The sequence below is a fragment of the Pseudomonas sp. TH31 genome (assembly GCF_016650815.1).
In the GTDB taxonomy this organism is placed as follows: Bacteria; Pseudomonadota; Gammaproteobacteria; order Pseudomonadales; family Pseudomonadaceae; genus Aquipseudomonas.
Genome location: NZ_JAEKEZ010000006.1, coordinates 416,511 through 433,824, shown reverse-complemented (window position 1 = coordinate 433,824; position 17,314 = coordinate 416,511). Strand labels below are relative to the sequence as shown.

11 protein-coding genes and 3 pseudogenes are annotated in these 17,314 nt (G+C 59.6%); 8 read left to right on the top strand and 6 right to left on the bottom strand.

The features are described 5' to 3' along the window. Positions 1-184 precede the first annotated feature (184 nt). The 6 genes and pseudogenes from JFV26_RS05115 to JFV26_RS05090 all read left to right on the top strand — a co-directional run bounded on the left by JFV26_RS05115 (position 185) and on the right by JFV26_RS05090 (position 7,500). Positions 185-892 carry a FadR/GntR family transcriptional regulator gene (locus tag JFV26_RS05115; protein WP_201190321.1) on the top strand — a complete coding sequence of 236 codons (708 nt, stop codon included), beginning with the start codon at positions 185-187 and terminating at the stop codon, positions 890-892. Between the two features lie 123 nt (positions 893-1,015). After that, complete coding sequence (trxA, locus tag JFV26_RS05110; RefSeq protein ID WP_201190319.1) at positions 1,016-1,345, top strand: thioredoxin TrxA; 330 nt, start codon at positions 1,016-1,018, stop codon at positions 1,343-1,345. 244 nt (positions 1,346-1,589) lie between these two features. Next, the gene (gene rho, locus JFV26_RS05105) at positions 1,590-2,849 is read left to right on the top strand and encodes a transcription termination factor Rho (protein ID WP_007942421.1); all 1,260 of its coding nucleotides are present in this window, start codon (positions 1,590-1,592) and stop codon (positions 2,847-2,849) included. Between the two features lie 144 nt (positions 2,850-2,993). Next, positions 2,994-4,996 (top strand): annotated as a pseudogene (locus tag JFV26_RS05100) (acyltransferase family protein). Between the two features lie 69 nt (positions 4,997-5,065). Further along, positions 5,066-6,532, top strand: coding sequence for a 4-hydroxy-3-polyprenylbenzoate decarboxylase (gene ubiD, locus JFV26_RS05095; RefSeq protein ID WP_007942423.1), 1,467 nt, complete (start codon positions 5,066-5,068; stop codon positions 6,530-6,532). Further along, the gene (locus JFV26_RS05090) at positions 6,532-7,500 is read left to right on the top strand and encodes a CDP-6-deoxy-delta-3,4-glucoseen reductase (protein WP_201190317.1); all 969 of its coding nucleotides are present in this window, start codon (positions 6,532-6,534) and stop codon (positions 7,498-7,500) included. Before ubiD ends, JFV26_RS05090 begins: the two co-directional genes overlap by 1 nt. 64 nt (positions 7,501-7,564) lie before the next feature. Here the strand turns inward: JFV26_RS05090 and JFV26_RS05085 are convergent, their stop codons facing one another. Further along, entirely contained in the window at positions 7,565-8,041 is a 477-nt protein-coding gene (locus JFV26_RS05085; RefSeq protein WP_201190682.1) for a sn-glycerol-3-phosphate transporter, read from the bottom strand. Positions 8,042-8,393: 352 nt separating this feature from the next. On the opposite strand from JFV26_RS05085, the gene JFV26_RS05080 reads away from it, so the two are divergent. Next, complete coding sequence (locus JFV26_RS05080) at positions 8,394-9,065, top strand: gamma-glutamylcyclotransferase (protein ID WP_201190315.1); 672 nt, start codon at positions 8,394-8,396, stop codon at positions 9,063-9,065. Here the strand turns inward: JFV26_RS05080 and glpT are convergent. Both glpT and JFV26_RS05070 read right to left on the bottom strand, forming a co-directional pair. Beyond that, a complete protein-coding gene (glpT, locus tag JFV26_RS05075; protein WP_201190308.1) occupies positions 9,038-10,390 on the bottom strand; it encodes a glycerol-3-phosphate transporter in 1,353 nt (450 codons plus the stop codon). The genes JFV26_RS05080 and glpT overlap by 28 nt on opposite strands. Positions 10,391-10,683: 293 nt before the next feature. Continuing rightward, positions 10,684-11,661: an NADPH:quinone oxidoreductase family protein gene (locus JFV26_RS05070; protein WP_201190306.1), complete on the bottom strand. Its 978-nt coding sequence runs from the start codon at positions 11,659-11,661 to the stop codon at positions 10,684-10,686. Between the two features lie 150 nt (positions 11,662-11,811). Here JFV26_RS05070 and JFV26_RS05065 point away from each other — a divergent pair, with 150 nt between their 5' ends. Then, positions 11,812-12,222 carry a flagellar basal body-associated FliL family protein gene (locus tag JFV26_RS05065; RefSeq protein ID WP_201190304.1) on the top strand — a complete coding sequence of 137 codons (411 nt, stop codon included), beginning with the start codon at positions 11,812-11,814 and terminating at the stop codon, positions 12,220-12,222. 117 nt (positions 12,223-12,339) lie between these two features. On the opposite strand, the gene JFV26_RS05060 is transcribed toward JFV26_RS05065, so the two are convergent. From JFV26_RS05060 to JFV26_RS05050, 3 genes and pseudogenes are all read right to left on the bottom strand, one after another. Further along, entirely contained in the window at positions 12,340-13,458 is a 1,119-nt protein-coding gene (locus tag JFV26_RS05060; protein WP_201190302.1) for an ABC transporter permease, read from the bottom strand. Positions 13,459-13,465: 7 nt separating this feature from the next. Next, positions 13,466-16,180 (bottom strand): annotated as a pseudogene (gene rbbA / locus JFV26_RS05055) (ribosome-associated ATPase/putative transporter RbbA); the annotation flags it as partial. After that, positions 16,177-17,140: pseudogene (locus JFV26_RS05050) on the bottom strand (HlyD family secretion protein). The pseudogenes rbbA and JFV26_RS05050, both read right to left, overlap by 4 nt. Positions 17,141-17,314: the final 174 nt, after the last annotated feature.

The following is a 17,314-nucleotide window of genomic DNA, read 5'->3' as shown; positions in this document are numbered from 1 at the left end:
TGCGGGTGGCAGGCCGCGGTTTTACTGGTGTTGGTCGGTCTTACTGGTCTGAACAGTCAGGTCGCATTTCGCACCTCGAAAGCGCATTGCCTTTGATCACCGAACCCCGGTGGGGCACGACTTGCCGGGCGCCGCGAATAGCTTTACAACTAGCCGCTCATTGGCCTGGTTCGTCTGAAAAACCATGAACTCGATCTCTCGCGCCGTACCTGAAGTGGCGCTGCAAGCCATCCGCAAACTGATTACCGAACAGGGCTTCGGGCCGGGGGATGTCTTGCCTTCGCAACGGGATTTGGCGGTGCAATTGGGGGTTAGCCGGGCGTCGCTTCGCGAGGCGTTGTCGTCCCTGAGTGCGCTGGGCGTGATCAGTATCCAGCCGGGCAAGGGCGTTTTCGTCCAGGCGCCGGTGGATTTGCCGTGCGGCGATGGGGCGCTGAGTTGGTCATTTGCGTCCCAGGCTTCGCCGCTGGATATATTCCAGTTGCGCTATGCCCTGGAAGGGTTCGCCGCAGGGTTGGCTGCCGTAACCTTGAGCACTGATGAGCTCGATGCCCTGGAAGATAACGTCGCCGCGATGCGCAACGAATTAAAGGCCTGCGACTTCGATGCCGCGGCGCGGCTGGACTTCGAATTTCATCGGCGCATCCTGCTGGCCAGCGGTAATCAGGCGATGTTGAGCATCCTGACCGCCAGCGCCGAGATCTTTCTGGAGAGCCAGAAGTTACCGTTCATCCGGGCCGAGCGGGCCATGGAAACCTGGCAGGAACACCGCAAAATCCTCCGCGCATTGGCGCGCCGGGCGTCCGGTGCGGCGCAGAAGGCCATGCAGGAACATGTGCGCAATGCCGCACTGCGCACCGGAATCGCCTTCGTCGCTCCCGTCACCTCGTGACTTGAGCTATACCCAAACTCATGCGCCACCATAGCGAGACTCAATCATCTGCACCTTCCTGAACGAGGGAAGGGCAGCTATGATGGGCCACGTTTTTTTTTGCTTACAACCCCGGAGACATCCATGAGCAGCGATCTTATCAAGCACGTCACCGACGCTAACTTCGAAGAAGAAGTACTTAAGGCTGCCGGCCCTGTGCTCGTTGACTACTGGGCTGAGTGGTGTGGCCCTTGCAAAATGATCGCCCCGGTTCTGGACGAAATTGCTGGCACCTACGCTGGCAAGCTGACCATTGCCAAACTGAACATCGACGAAAACCAGGAAACCCCGGCCAAGCACGGCGTGCGTGGTATCCCGACGCTGATGCTGTTCAAGAACGGCAACGTTGAAGCTACCAAGGTTGGCGCACTGTCCAAGTCGCAACTGGCTGCATTCCTCGACGCCAACATCTAAGTCGGCGACGTTGTATTAAAAAGCCCCGCAAATTGCGGGGCTTTTTGCGTATTCAGGGCTAGACGCTCCGAAACTCAGGTGGTACATTCGGCCCCGCACTGGTTTCTCCACTGCCCCCTGCTAGCCGTCGCCGACGCACTCCTTTTCGAATAAGTACGCGATCCTGTCGCCTTCTCTGCGGCGCGGCCTCATTAAGCCAAAAGCTTAATTTCCCCCCCTCCATAAATGATTACGTCATTCCTATATGAATCTGACTGAACTCAAGCAAAAGCCGATTACCGAACTGCTCGAATTGGCCGAACAGATGGGCATAGAAAATATGGCCCGTTCGCGCAAGCAGGACGTGATTTTCTCCCTGCTCAAAAAGCACGCGAAAAGCGGCGAGGAAATCTCCGGTGATGGCGTGCTGGAGATTCTCCAGGACGGCTTCGGCTTCCTGCGCTCCGCTGACGCTTCCTATCTCGCCGGCCCGGACGATATCTACGTCTCGCCGAGCCAGATCCGTCGCTTCAACTTGCGCACCGGTGACACCATCGTTGGCAAGATCCGCCCTCCAAAGGAAGGCGAGCGTTATTTCGCGCTGCTCAAGGTCGACACGATCAACTACGATCGTCCCGAGAACGCGAAAAACAAGATTCTCTTCGAGAACCTGACCCCGCTGTTCCCGACCGTGCGCATGAAGATGGAGGCCGGCAACGGTTCCACCGAAGACTTGACCGGTCGTGTCATCGACCTGTGCGCCCCGATCGGCAAAGGCCAGCGCGGTCTGATCGTTGCACCGCCGAAAGCCGGTAAAACGATCATGCTGCAGAACATCGCGGCCAACATTGCGCGTAACAACCCTGAAGTTCACCTGATCGTATTGTTGATCGATGAGCGTCCGGAAGAAGTAACCGAAATGCAGCGCACCGTGCGCGGCGAAGTGGTTGCCTCGACGTTCGACGAGCCGCCAACCCGCCACGTGCAGGTTGCCGAAATGGTGATCGAGAAGGCCAAGCGCCTGGTCGAACACAAGAAAGACGTGGTGATCCTGCTCGACTCCATCACCCGTCTGGCTCGCGCCTACAACACCGTGATCCCGAGCTCCGGCAAGGTTCTGACCGGTGGTGTCGATGCCCACGCCCTGGAGAAACCGAAACGTTTCTTCGGCGCTGCACGGAACATCGAAGAAGGCGGCTCGCTGACCATCATCGCCACCGCGCTGGTTGAAACCGGCTCGAAGATGGACGAAGTGATCTACGAAGAATTCAAAGGCACCGGCAACATGGAACTGCCTCTGGACCGTCGTATCGCTGAAAAACGCGTCTTCCCGGCCATCAATATCAACCGTTCCGGTACCCGCCGCGAAGAGTTGCTGACGGCCGACGACGAGTTGCAGCGCATGTGGATCCTGCGCAAGCTGCTGCACCCGATGGACGAAATCGCTGCCATCGAGTTCCTGGTCGACAAGCTGAAAACGACCAAGACCAACGACGAGTTCTTCTTGTCGATGAAGCGTAAGTAAGACGGTTTTTTAACCGCTAAAAATGGCGTCCTTCGGGACGCCATTTTTTGCAAAAAAAGGGGAGGTTTGCGACTACGGTTGGTCAGTACAGAAACGAAATGGGCATGCGCCCCAAAAACTTTCAACTGACTGGCCTTGTTGTTTATGAGCTCTCTTGCTTATCGAAGGGATATCGACGGCTTGCGCGCAATCGCTGTGATTGCTGTCGTGCTGTTTCATTTTGGTATTCCTGGCTTCTCCGGCGGCTTCGTCGGTGTGGACATCTTTTTCGTGATTTCCGGTTTCCTGATCACCTCGATCATCTGGAACCAGCGGCAGGCCGGGCGTTTCAGCTTTGTCGATTTCTGGGCCCGGCGTGCCCGGCGGATCCTGCCGGCGCTGTTTGTTATGATCATCGCGGTGCTGGCGGTGGGCTGGTTCCTGCTGGCCCCCAAGGATTACGAGGAACTGGGGCGCTCGGTGCGCTATCAGGTGATGTTCGTGTCCAACCTCCTGTTCATGCGCCAGGAGGGTTATTTCGATGTGGCCTCCGACCTCAAGCCGTTGCTGCACACTTGGTCGCTGGCGGTTGAAGAGCAGTTCTACATTGTCTTTCCGCTGCTGCTGACGGTTTTGTCGAGTCGCCTCAAGTATTGGCGGCTGGCGCTGTTCGGTGTGTTGCTGGTGTCGTTCGGGCTCGGCGTCTGGGCCGTGACGCATCACCCGGAAAAGGCTTTTTCCTGTTGCCGATGCGTGCCTGGGAATTGTTGGCCGGCGCCATGCTGGCGGTTATGCCCAAAGGCAAGTGGCGCCTGACACCAATGGGCGCTCAAATTGTCAGCCTGGGCGGCTTCGGGCTGATTCTGCTGGCGGTGTTCTGCTACGACAAAAGCACGCCATTCCCTGGCGCAGCGGCGCTATTGCCGGCATTGGGCGTGGTTGCGCTGATCTGGGCCAACGGCCATCGGCAAACCCTGGTCGGTGGGCTGCTTGCCAGCCGTGTACTGGTGGGGCTCGGGCTGATTTCCTATTCCTGGTACCTGTGGCATTGGCCGGTCTTTGTGTTCTCCAGCTATGCCAGCGTTGATGAGCCTGGTCTGTTTGATATCTCAGGCTTGATTCTGCTCAGCCTGGTGCTGGGGTACCTGTCATGGCGCTTCGTCGAAACGCCGTTTCGCGAGCGGCGGTTGTTGGCGGGGCGTCGGCAGATATTGCTGGCGGCAGGTGTCGGCGTGCTGGTGCTGGGTCTGGCCGGTCAAACGCTGCGCTGGACCGATGGCTTACCCTGGCGCTTGCCTGATCAAGCCTTGCAGTACGCCAAAGGGAAGGAATGGCGGTCGGAACTGATGCGCTGCCTGGCCAATGATAAAACCCCTGACGACAAGCTCTTCTGTCACTACGGGGCTCAAGCGCCAACCGCTTCAAAGGCGTTGGTCTGGGGTGACAGTCATGCCACGGCGCTGATCCCGGTGTTCGATGATGGGGCGCAAAAGCATGGCGTCAGCGTGATCCTTGCCAGTTCCCCCGGCTGCCTTCCGGTTGAAGGTCTGGAGTTCGATCAAACGTGTGCCCGATTCAATCGCCGGGTCGAGCAGGCCTTGAAGCCGCAATCGGTGGGCGATGTGGTGCTGGTCGCGCGCTGGAGCCTCTATCTGTATGGCGATGCGAAAGGCGATCTCGGGCACGCGCTGAGGAATTCCAGTGGTCGTTATGAAAGAGCCGGCGTCGAACAACGACTGGCCGAAGGATTACGGGCAACAGTGCGAAAGCTGCGGGACGGCGGCCATAGTGTCTGGCTGGTCAAGGAAGTGCCGCTGCAGCCGTTCAGCCCGCCTTACCGCCTCAGCCGATTGGCGATGTTGCATCGTCCGACCGATGATGTGGGCCTGGCGGTGACGGAGCACTTCAAGCGCCAGGCGTTCATCAGCCAGTTGTTCGCGCAAATTGCGGCCGCGAATTCGGGCGTGACCGTGGTCGATCCGGCCCCGGCGTTGTGTGATTCATCGGGCCTGTGCCGGGTGGAGCTCAACGGCCATTCGCTGTATACCGACGACAATCACCTGTCGGAGATCGGCGCGCGGTTCGTTGCACCGGTACTTGAGCCGCTGTTCAAGCACCTGCAAGCCCAGGCAACCCTTGGCAATGGCAACGTGAATGCGGCCAAGTAAGCAGCGATAAGCTGCCAGCGGCCGGCAGAGCAGGTAGGATGTACGCCTATTTTACGGGTGCCATCATCAATGAAATTCAAGGATCTTCGGGATTTCGTGCAGCAGCTTGAGCAGCGCGGAGAGTTGAAACGCATCCAGATCCCTGTCTCTCCAGTGCTGGAGATGACCGAGGTCTGTGATCGCACGCTGCGGGCCAAAGGCCCGGCGCTGCTGTTCGAGAACCCTACCGGCTACGACATCCCGGTACTCGGCAACCTGTTCGGCACCCCTGAACGGGTGGCCATGGGCATGGGGGCCGAGGCGGTCAGCGAGTTGCGCGAGATCGGCAAGCTGCTGGCGTTCCTCAAGGAACCCGAGCCGCCGAAGGGCTTGAAGGATGCCTGGTCCAAGCTGCCGATCTTCCGCAAGATCATCGCCATGGCGCCGAAAGTCGTCAAAGACGCGGTTTGCCAGGAAGTGGTCATCGAAGGTGATGACGTCGACCTGGCGATGCTGCCGGTGCAGACCTGTTGGCCCGGTGACGTCGGCCCGCTGATCACCTGGGGCCTGACCGTCACCAAAGGCCCGAACAAGGACCGCCAGAACCTCGGGATCTACCGTCAGCAAGTCATTGGCCGCAACAAGGTCATCATGCGCTGGCTGAGTCACCGTGGTGGCGCGCTGGATTATCGTGAGTGGTGCGAGAAGCACCCCGGCCAGCCGTTCCCGGTGTCCGTGGCGTTGGGCGCTGACCCGGCGACTATCCTCGGTGCAGTGACGCCGGTGCCGGACAGCCTCTCCGAATACGCCTTCGCCGGTCTGCTGCGCGGCAACCGCACCGAACTGGTGAAGTGCCGTGGCAATGATCTGCAAGTGCCGGCCACCGCCGAGATCATCCTCGAAGGCGTGATCCATCCGGGCGAAATGGCTGACGAAGGCCCATACGGCGACCACACCGGCTATTACAACGAAGTCGACAGCTTCCCGGTGTTCACCGTCGAGCGCATCACCCACCGGATCAAGCCGATCTACCACAGCACCTACACCGGCCGTCCACCGGATGAGCCGGCGATTCTCGGTGTGGCGCTGAACGAAGTGTTCGTGCCGATCCTGCAGAAGCAGTTCCCGGAGATCACCGACTTCTACCTGCCGCCCGAGGGCTGCTCGTACCGCATGGCCATCGTGACCATGAAGAAGTCGTATCCGGGCCACGCCAAGCGGGTAATGCTCGGTGTCTGGTCGTTTTTGCGACAGTTCATGTACACCAAGTTCGTTATCGTCACTGACGACGATATCAACGCGCGAGACTGGAACGACGTGATCTGGGCCATCACCACGCGCATGGACCCTAAGCGCGACACGGTGATGATCGACAATACGCCGATCGACTACCTGGACTTCGCCTCGCCGGTTTCCGGCCTGGGGTCGAAGATGGGGCTCGATGCCACGCATAAATGGCCCGGCGAAACCACTCGCGAGTGGGGCCGGGTAATCGTCAAGGATGACGCCGTTACCCAACGGATCGATGCCATCTGGAATCAGTTAGGAATAGATTGATGCGTGTAACTTTGCAGCCCTCCGGAGCAGTGCTTGAGATATTGCCCGGCGAGCGGATTCTCGATGGCGCGCGGCGCCTGGGCTACGAATGCCCACAAAGCTGTCGCAACGGCAATTGCCATGTCTGCGCGGCGCTGCTGGTAGAAGGACGGGTGGAACAGGCGGGCAATGTGCGCGACCATGGCGAGTTCTACACTTGCATAGCAGAGCCGCTGGAAGACTGCATTGTGCTGTGGGATGGCGTGCTCGCGCTGGGAGAACTGCCGGTGCGCAGCTTGTCGTGTCAGGTCATTGAGTGCAGGGATGTCGGCGGCGATACCTGGCGGGTTCGCCTGCGGGCGCCGGCCGGCAAGCCGCCGCGCTATCACGCCGGTCAGTACTTGATGATCGAGCGCGAGAACGGTGAGAAGTCTGCGTTCTCCCTGGCCTCCGCACCCCATGGTGGGCGTGACCTGGAGATCCACGTACTGGCGCGTGAAAGCAGTGCGTTGAGCCTGATCGAACAGCTGCGACGCAATGCCATGGTGCGGATCGAGATGCCATTCGGCGATACCCACCTGGCTGAACTGCCGGACGGGCCGTTGGTGCTGATCGCTGCGGGCACTGGCATGGGCCAGATTCACAGCCTGATCGAACATTGCCGCGCCACCGGCTTCAAGCATCCGGTGCATCTGTATTGGGGCGTTCGCCGTCCTGAAGATTTTTATGAAATCGAGCATTGGGACGAATGGCTGAAACTGCCCAATCTATTCCTGCATAAAGTCGTCAGCGATCAATGTGGTTGGGAAGGGCGCTGCGGCATGCTGCATGAAGCCGTGTGCGAAGACTTCGCCGATCTGAAGCCTCTGCATGTCTACGCCAGCGGCTCTCCGGCCATGGTCTACGGCACGCTGGACGCCCTGGTTGACGCGGGGATGGATGCTCATCAGATGCGCGCCGACGTGTTTGCGTACGCGCCGCGATCTTGATCCGCGATCTTGATCATTGATCATTGATCAAGATCCGCAATCTTAGGTCAGCAAGCCGTTCTTTCTAGAAACGCACACCCGTAGTCACCATTGCCGCGTTGGCGCCGAGAAACACCAGCTCGGGGGCCAACGGGCCGTAGTGAGCGCCAATGGATGGAATGATCACCGGCGCCACGCCGAAGTGATTGAGCGGGATCTTGTCCTTGTAGTCGCCGCTGTAGCCTTGGAGCAATCCGCCAGTCAACTTCACATACACCGGATAATCGGCGCTCTCATAACGCTTGCCCGCATAGGCATAGTACGAACGCTGACTGAAAGAGTTGCGAAACGTCGCCCCGCCAAATACCCAGCCGGACGCTTCGTTACGTTCAATGCCAATCAGGTCCTGATTGTTATTGTGCTCGGGATCCGGCGAGTAATGTTTGGTATAGACGCTGGTCTGTGCATACCAGAAGCCCTTGTCTTGTTGCGCGTCATCCTGCGCCACGGCGAGGCCGGCCTGGATCATTAACAACATGGCGTAACGCCCTGGTTTTTTCATCATGGAGCCCTGTTAAGCAGATGGCTTGCGCCTGAAAGAGGCCGTTATACGTGGGCGTCTGACAATGGAAAAGGTGGAAAGTCCGAGAGTTTAGTAGGAAATTTCCTTGGCCTTCATGAATGGAAGCTGAATGAATCGAATGCTTATGCATATGTCATTCAGGTATTTAAGACATTTCCAAAATGGTATTAGGCTATATAAAACGTAACGCTGGCAGTGATAAGCACTATTTGTTGGTATCACAACTGTCATACATCCTTTAGCACTTTTCGTTTTACGGTTACTGCTATATGTTCTATGAAGCGAATATTGCTTACATCTTGTAATACTTGTGGGGCCGAACACTTCCACCATGACAGCCATCGAATCTGCTTTTCTGAATCTGGCTTACCCTCCGCGGCTCGATCTGGGGCCGCAGCTTACGCACGAACAATTGCTCAGCTCGATGCAATCGACCATGGCGCGCCACAAGGGTGGGCCGGTCTGGCTGTTCGCGTACGGCTCGCTGATCTGGCGCCCTGAATGCGCGGCGGTGGAGCGCGTACGTGGTCGGGTTCATGGCTACCACCGCGGATTGTACCTGTGGTCCCACGAACACCGCGGCACGCCGGAAGTACCGGGTCTGGTGTTTGGCCTGGATCGTGGCGGCTCCTGCAGCGGTTTCGCCTATCGCTTGCCTGAAGAACAACTCGAAGCCTCGCTTTACGCCTTGTGGCAACGCGAAATGCCATTCCCTTCCTACCGCCCACACTGGCTTAACTGCCGTCTTGAGGATGGAAGCCAGGTTCAAGCATTGGGGTTCGTTTTGGAGCGGCACCTGCCCAGCTATGCCGGCAACTTGCCGGATCACGTACTGCGCCAGGTATTCGAAAGCGCCTGCGGGCGTTACGGCACCACTCGCGATTATGTCGAGCAGACCGCCAACGCCTTGCGTAGCCACGCCATGCCAGACCGGAATCTGGAGGCGCGGCTCAAGCGCTGCAAATCAAAGTCTGATCAGGCGATCGCTTCTTCGCGGGTCTGACTGGCGATTTGTTTGTGCCCCAGAGTGGGCGCCAAGAATGCCATCGCCAGCAAACAAGCGGCCACCAACAGGATGAAGCCGCCATCCCAGCCGAAGTAGTCCACGGTGTAGCCCATCAGGGCACTGGCCGCGACTGAACCCCCCAAGTAACCGAACAGGCCAGTAAAACCAGCTGCTGTGCCGGCGGCTTTCTTCGGTACCAGTTCCAGCGCTTGCAAGCCAACCAGCATCACCGGACCGTAGATCAGGAAGCCGATCGCGAACAGCGAGATCATGTCGATCATCGGATTGCCCGGTGGATTCAGCCAATACACGATCGTTGCAACCGTCACCAACGCCATGAACACCATGCCGGTCAGGCCACGGTTGCCGCGGAAGATCTTGTCCGACATCCAGCCGCACAGCAGCGTGCCCGGAATGCCTGCCCACTCGTACAGGAAATACGCCCACGACGTCTTGTCGAAGTCGAAGTGCTTCACCTCTTTGAGGTAAGTCGGCGCCCAGTCGAGGATGCCGTAGCGCAGTAAGTAGACGAAGACGTTGGCCAGTGCGATGAACCAGAGCATTTTGTTGCGCAGCACGTATTTGACGAAGATTTCTTTGACGCTGAATTCCTGCTCATGGCTGGCATCGTAGCCCGGCGGATAGTCATTCCTGTACTTCTCGATCGGCGGCAGGCCAACTGACTGCGGCGTGTCACGCATCGCGAAGAACGCATAAATAGCCACGACGACGGCCACGCCCGCAGGCACATAGAACACGCTATGCCACTCGCCGAACATCCACATGCCGACCATCGCCAGCAGACTGACCAGTCCACCACCGACGTTGTGTGCGGTATTCCATACGGAAACCACGCGACCGCGTTCTTTCTGCGACCACCAGTGCACCATGGTTCGGCCACTCGGCGGCCATCCCATGCCTTGCGCCCAGCCGTTGATAAACAGCAGCGCGAACATCATGGTCACACTGGACGTTGCCCAAGGTGCGAAACCGAAGACGAACATCACCGCAGCGGACACCAGCAGTCCGAAGGGCAGAAAGTAGCGCGGGTTGGAGCGGTCCGAGACCAGCCCCATCAGGAACTTGGACAGGCCATAGGCGATTGCAATCGCCGACATAGCGACCCCTAGCTGGCCCTTTGTGTAGCCTTGGGTGATCAGATCCGGGATCGCCAGCGAGAAGTTCTTGCGCAGCAGGTAGTAACCCGCATAGCCAATGAAAATACCGGCGAAGATTTGCCAGCGAAGGCGTTTGTAGGTGTCGTCTATTTGTTCTTCAGGCAAGGGAGCCTGATGGACGGCAGGTCGAAAGAAAGCAAACATTCAAGAGCTCCAAATTTCTTGTTTTGACTGCGGATGCGAATGTTACAGTTTCGTTACCGAAAATAGCACCGGTTCGCATTGGCAAAACAGCGGAAATGTGCGAGTTCGAGTGTTCCTTTATGAACATGTCGCTCAGGTGTAAGTGTAGGGCTGTGTCGGAAAGATTACTGATGAGCCTCTGCGCGGTTTTCTAATCCGGAATAGGACGAGGCTTTGGGAAATGTCCTTCATTCATTTAAAAAAGAGGGAGCGATCCGGCTAACAGTTTTTGCCTTCCAGACCGCTTCACGGATTCAACGAACCTGCACCACCACTTTCCCGACCGCCCTGCGCTGGCCAAGATCATTAATCGCCTGCGCCGCCTCGCCCAACGGATACACCTGCGACACCAGTGGCTTCAGCTTGCCTTCGGCAAACCAGCCAAACAACTGCTGGAAGTTCGCCGCGTTGTCTTGCGGCTGGCGTTGGGCAAACGAGCCCCAGAACACCCCGACCACCGCCGCGCCTTTGAGCAGGGCGAGGTTCACCGGGAATTCGGGAATCCGCCCGCTGGCGAAGCCGACCACCAGCAAGCGGCCGTTCCAGGCGATGGCGCGCACGGCCTGGTCGAACAGGTCGCCGCCGACCGGGTCGTAGATCACGTCGGCGCCCTGGCCGTCGGTCAAGCGTTTGATTTCGTCCTTGAGGCTGGTTTCGCTGTAGTTGATCAGCTCATCGGCGCCCGCGGCCTTGGCCACGGCGAGTTTTTCGGCGCTGCTGGCCGCCGCGATCACCCGGGCGCCCATGGCTTTGCCGATTTCCACGGCGGCCAGGCCGACACCGCCGGACGCGCCGAGCACCAGTAGGGTTTCACCCGGTTGCAGGTTGGCGCGTTGCTTGAGCGCGTGCATCGAGGTGCCGTAGGTCATGCTGAACGCGGCGGCAGTGTTGAAGTCCATCGACGGCGGGATGGGCAGCACGTTGTAGCCCGGCACGGCGACCTGTTCGGCAAAACTGCCCCAACCGGTCAGGGCCATGACCCGGTCACCGACCTTGAGGTGGCTGACCTTCTCGCCTACCGCGCTGACCACGCCCGCCGCTTCGCCGCCCGGCGAGAACGGGAAGGGCGGCTTGAACTGGTATTTGCCCTCGATGATCAGCGTGTCCGGGAAATTGACCCCGGCGGCGTGCACGTCCAGCAGGATTTCGTTCTTCTTCGCGACAGGACTGGCGACCTCTTCCAGCACCAGCGATTCGGCGGGGCCGAAGGCTTTGCATAGCACGGCTTTCATCAGGGCTATTCCTTTGGGAGTGATGGCCGATAAGTGTAGGTGTGTGAGTCATTGGGTCAACGAGCATGCCCGGCCCTGATAGTCAGCCATAAGCTTGTGCTTGCGTGGCGGGTCGTTATGCTAGGCCGCAAACCGGATAAGGAGCGAATTGTGAAAGCGTGGATCATGTTGATGCTGGCCCTGTCTCTGCCTATGGCAGCCATGGCCGAAGAAGCCGCCAAAGAAGGCGAGGCGCCGAAAGTCAGCTACATCACCCTGAGTCCGCCGTTCGTGGGCAACTATGGACTGGACGGCACGCCGAAGTTGAAAGTCTTCAAGGCTGACGTGGCGCTGCGAGTCACTGGTGAAGAGTCGATCAAAGCGGTCAAGGCCAACGAGCCGTTGATTCGCAACCAGCTGGTGGCGTTGTTCACCCAGCAAACCACCGAGGCGATGAACAGCATCGATGGCAAGGAAAAGCTGCGTCAGGAAGCCCTGAAACAGACCCAGCAAGTGATGAACGACGAAACCGGCAAGCCGGTGGTTGAGGATCTGTTGTTCAATAACCTGATCATTCAATAAGACTTGTGCTGTCTGGGCGGGCCTCTTCGCGAGCAAGCCCGCTCCCACATTGGATCTGTGGCGTTCACAAAACCAATGTGGGAGCGGGCTTGCTCGCGAAGGGGGCGACTCGGTCCTTCAGGACGCCAGACTCTTGCGAAACCGCATCAGCGCAATCGCAAAGAACACCAGCCCTATGCCGGTCAGCGCCAGCAAGTCCGGCCAGACCACGCTCAACCCGGCGTCGCGAAACAAAATCGCGGCGCTGAGGCTGACGAAATGCGTCGACGGCGAACCCTGCATCACCCATTGCAACCATTGCGGCATGCTGTCGAGCGGCGTGCTGCCACCGGACAGCAGCAACATCGGGATAATCACCGGAATCGCCAGCAAGCCGAACTGCGGCGTCGAGCGGGCCAGGGTCGCCAGAAATATCCCCAACGCCGTACTGGCGAACAGATAAACCGCAGTCACCAGCAAAAACAGGGTCATGGAGCCGGCCAGCGGTACGCCTAGCGCACCTTTGACGATCACCTCCAGCGAGATCCAGGTGCACAGCACCACCACCAGCATGTTGCTCCAGATTTTCGCCAGCATGATTTCCAGCGCCGTCAGCGGCAGCACCAGCAAATGATCGAGGGTGCCATGTTCGCGCTCGCGCAGCAGCGCCGTGCCGGTCAGGATGATGGCGAGGATGGTGATGTTGTTGACGATCTGGATCACCGCCAGGAACCAGCCACCCTCCAGATTTGTATTGAACAGCGAGCGTGTGGTCAGCAGCGCCGGCGCTTGGCTGGCGGGATCGTTCTGGCCGCTGTAGGTCAGCAGTTCACGCTGGAAAATCCGCCCGATGTAACCCGCGCCCATAAACGCCTGGCTCATCGCCGTGGCATCGACGTTGACCTGCACCGCGGGTTGACGACCGGCCAGCAAGTCCGTCTGGAAATTCGCCGGCACATTGATCACGAACGTGTACTGGCCGCTGTCCATGACCTGATCGAGTTGCCCGTACGGCAGCAATACCGGGTGCTGGAACTCCGGCGGTTGCAGGGCCTGGGCCAATTGCCGCGATAAGTGGCTATGATCTTCATCCACCACCGCCACGCTGGCGTTGTGCACGCCAATCACCGAGCCGGCGGCCGGCATGTAGATCGCCACGGTAAAGGCATAGAACAGAAACAGCAGCAACACGCTGTCATGGCGCAGGCTGGTCAGTTCCTTGAGGCCGAGTCGCAAGATATGCGCAAGCTTGTGCATCAGGCCTCCTGCTTTTAAGCATGACCAGGCTGAGCCCGGTGAACCCGAGAAAGAACCCGAACAGCGCCAGGCATTGCGGCCATAACTGTCGCAGGTCCAGCGCTTTGGTGAAGGTGCCGACCGCGATGTCGAGAAAGTACCCGGCCGGAAACAGCATGCCCATCACCGCCGCCGCGCCTTCGAGGGACGAGCGCGGCACGATCAGCCCGGAAAACTGGATGGTCGGCAGGCTGGTGATGATCATGGTGCCGAGGATCGCGGCGATCTGGGTCCGGGTGAACGCCGAGATCAGCAGGCCCATGCTGGTGGTGGCCAGTACGTAGAGCAATCCGCCGAAGGCCAGGGTCACGCCGCTGCCCTTGAACGGCACGCCGAACAGCCAGCGGTTCATCGCTACCAGTACCGCGAGGTTGACCAGGCTGATGGCCAGATATGGCGCCTGTTTACCCAGCAGGAATTCCAGTCGGGTCAGCGGAGTGGCGTAGAAGTTGGTGATCGAACCCAGCTCCTTCTCCCGCACGATCCCCAGCGCGGTGAGCATGGCCGGGATGAAGGCGAGGATCAGCGCCATCACTCCGGGGCCAATGGCATTCACGCTGACCACGTCCTGGTTATAGCGGAATCGGGTTTCCAGTTTGGCCGCCGCCTGATGGTTCAGCGCGGCGCTGCTCCGCTCGGCCAATTGCTCGATATTCCCCTGATGCACCGCCTCCACATAGTTGCGGCTGGTCTCGGCCCGAAACGGCATGCCGCCATCCAGCCACGCCGCCACGGTAGGTTGGCGTCCGGCGTACAGGTCACGGCCAAAGCCCGGAGGTATTTCCAGTGCCAGTTTGATTTCCGAGCGCTGAAGGCGTCGATGCAGCTCTTTGCTGTCGCGGATCGGTGCTTGTTCAGCGAAGTAACGCGAGCTGCGGAAGGCCTCAAGATAGGTACGGCTTTGCGGTGTCTGGTCCTGGTCGAACACGGCGAAGGCGAGTTTTTCCACATCCAGTGAGATGCCGTAGCCGAAGATCACCATCATGAAAATCGCCCCGAGCAGGGCGAACGCCATCCGCACCTTGTCACGCAGCAACTCCTTGCCTTCGCGACTGGCCACCGCTACCAGGCGGCCGATGCTGAAGCCGCGCTCCTTCATCGGTGCGGCGGGCGTGACAGGTGCGTCGGCGGGAGCAGCGGGCATTGGTGTTTCTGCCGGACCTTGGGCCTGTTCCAGGCAAGTGACGAACGCCGCTTCCAGCGTTTCGCCCTTGAATTGCTGTTGCAGCGCCGTCGGCGTGTCGCAGGCCAGCACCTTGCCGGCGTGCATCAGCGAAATGCGGTCGCAGCGCTGGGCTTCGTTCATGAAGTGAGTGGAGAGGAAGATCGTCACGCCCTGGTCGCGGGACAACTCGATCAGCAATCGCCAAAAGTCATCCCGCGCTGCCGGGTCGACGCCGGAGGTCGGTTCATCGAGGATCAGCACTTCCGGGCGATGCAGTACCGCCACGGCCAGGGACAATCGTTGGCGCAGACCCAAGGGCAGGGCGCCGGACTGTTGATCGGCGACGCCGCCCAGGTTGAAACGCTGGATCAGTTCATCGATCCGCCGGGCACTGTCAGCCTTGGGCAAGTCGAACAACCGGGCATGCAGGTCGAGGTTTTGCCGCACGCTCAGTTCGCCATACAGCGAGAAGCTCTGGGACATGAAACCGACCCGTTTGCGGGTGGCCAGGTCCTTGGCGTTCACCGGGTTGCCCAGCAACGTGGCGCTACCTTCGCTGGCCGGCATCAGTCCGGTGAGGACTTTCATGGTGGTGGTTTTGCCGCAGCCGTTGGAACCGAGAAAACCGAAAATCTCTCCGCGTCCGATGGCGAAGCTGACCTTGTCCACAGCGGTGAAGTCGCCGAAGCGCAATGTCAGGTCGTGGGCTTCGATGGCGATATCAGTATTGGCCCCGGTCTGCGGTGGAATCACCAGTGGCTGGTTGTCGTGGCCGCTGTCGCCCTGAAAGTGGGTGAACGCTTCGTCGAGTTTGCCGTTGGGGGTCGCAGCGCCCAGTTCGCTGCTCAGGCCCGTGGCGATGAGTTTGCCGCCGTCGAGCATCAGGCAGTGTTCGAATTGCTCTGCTTCTTCCATGTAGGCAGTGGCGACCAGCAGCGTCAGTTGCGGACGCTGGCGGCGTACATCGTCGACCAGTTCCCAGAAGCGCCGTCGGGACAAGGGATCGACGCCCGTGGTCGGTTCGTCGAGGATCAGCAGGTCCGGTTCATGGATCAGCGCGCAGCAGAGTCCGAGCTTCTGCTTCATGCCCCCCGAGAGTTTACCGGCCGGGCGATCGGCAAAGCGCAGCAGGTCGGTGGCCAGCAGCAGGCTGTGCATGCGCTGATTGCATTCGGCATTCGACAGGCCGAACAGCGTGGCGAAAAAAAGGATGTTCTCGCTGATCGATAATTCGGGATACAGGTTGCCGCCCAAGCCCTGGGGCATGAAGGCGATGCGCGGGTAAAGGCTATTGCGATGGCGGCGATCCTGGATCGAGCCGCCCAACACTTCCAACTGACCTTGTTGCAGGGTTTTCACCCCGGCGATCAGCCCCAACAGGCTCGACTTGCCGGCGCCATCCGGCCCGATCAGTCCGCAGCGTGTGCCAGCGGGCAGGCTGAACGTGATATCGCTCAGCGCCTGCTGTTTACCGTAACGGTGATGGATGCCGGTCGCTTGCAGCGCCAGGCCGGTCATTGCAGGTTGGCCGGCCAGCCAATAGGAGCGGTGCGCACGTAACCGGCGCCGGGCATGCCCGGCTTGGCCTGGGGCAGGGCGCTTGGGTCGGTCAGCCGCAGTTTGACGCGGAACACCAGTTTCTGGCGTTCATCGCGGGTCTCGACTTCTTTGGGGGTGAACTGCGATTTGCCCGCAACAAAGCTGATTTTTGCCGGTAGCGGGTGATCGGGCAAGGCGTCGAGCAAAATTCGCGCTTCATCGCCCACCGCCACGCGCCCGGTCACCGAGGCCGGGAGGTAAAGGTTCATGTACTGGTCGTTAGGGTCGATCAACAACAGCACCCGTCCGCCCGCGCCGAGTACTTCGCCGGGTTCGGCCATGCGCAACTGGATCACCCCGTCGATCGGCGCGCGCAAGCTGCTGTCATCGATTTCGCTGGTCAGCATTGCGACCTGGGCTTGCGCCGCACCAATCGCCGCGCCGACGGCCGAGACCTGGGCCGGGATGCTGCGACCGCCGCGCTGCCGGTGTCGAGACGCGCTTGTTGTTGATCGATGATCTGGCCACTGACGAAACCGTGTTTGAACAGTTCCTGGGAGCGCTTGAGTTCCTGTTGCGCGAGCAGTTGTTCGCTTTGGCGCAGTTGCACGTTGGCCTGGGCGGCGGAGAGGTTTTCCGGGCGCGCAGCACTTCGGCTTCAGCCTGGTTGCGCTGGGCTTCGAGGGTGCGGGTGTCCATGCGGGCGAGTAGCTGGCCCTTGCTGACCTTGTCGCCTTCATCGACCAGCACTTCAGCCAGTCGCCCCGGCGTTTTGCTGGCGATCTGCACTTCGGTGGCTTCGAGGCGGCCGTTACCGACATACAAGCCTTCGGGCAGACGGTCATGCATCGACTTCCAGTAACCGAAACCACCGGCGCCCAGCAGCAAAACCATCAAAGAGCTGGCGAACAAAATCGAAGAGCGACTGTGCGTAGACATGCGGGCATCCTGCGGCTGTTGCGTCCTAGTCTGGCTGGTCGAGCGCCGGGGCGGTTTGATGCCAGTCAACTTGCATAGAGTTCCATGCGGGTGAATAACCCGTAGGAGCTGCCGCAGGCTGCGATCTTTTGATCTTTTGATCTTTTGATCTTTTGATCTTTTGATCTTTGGCGA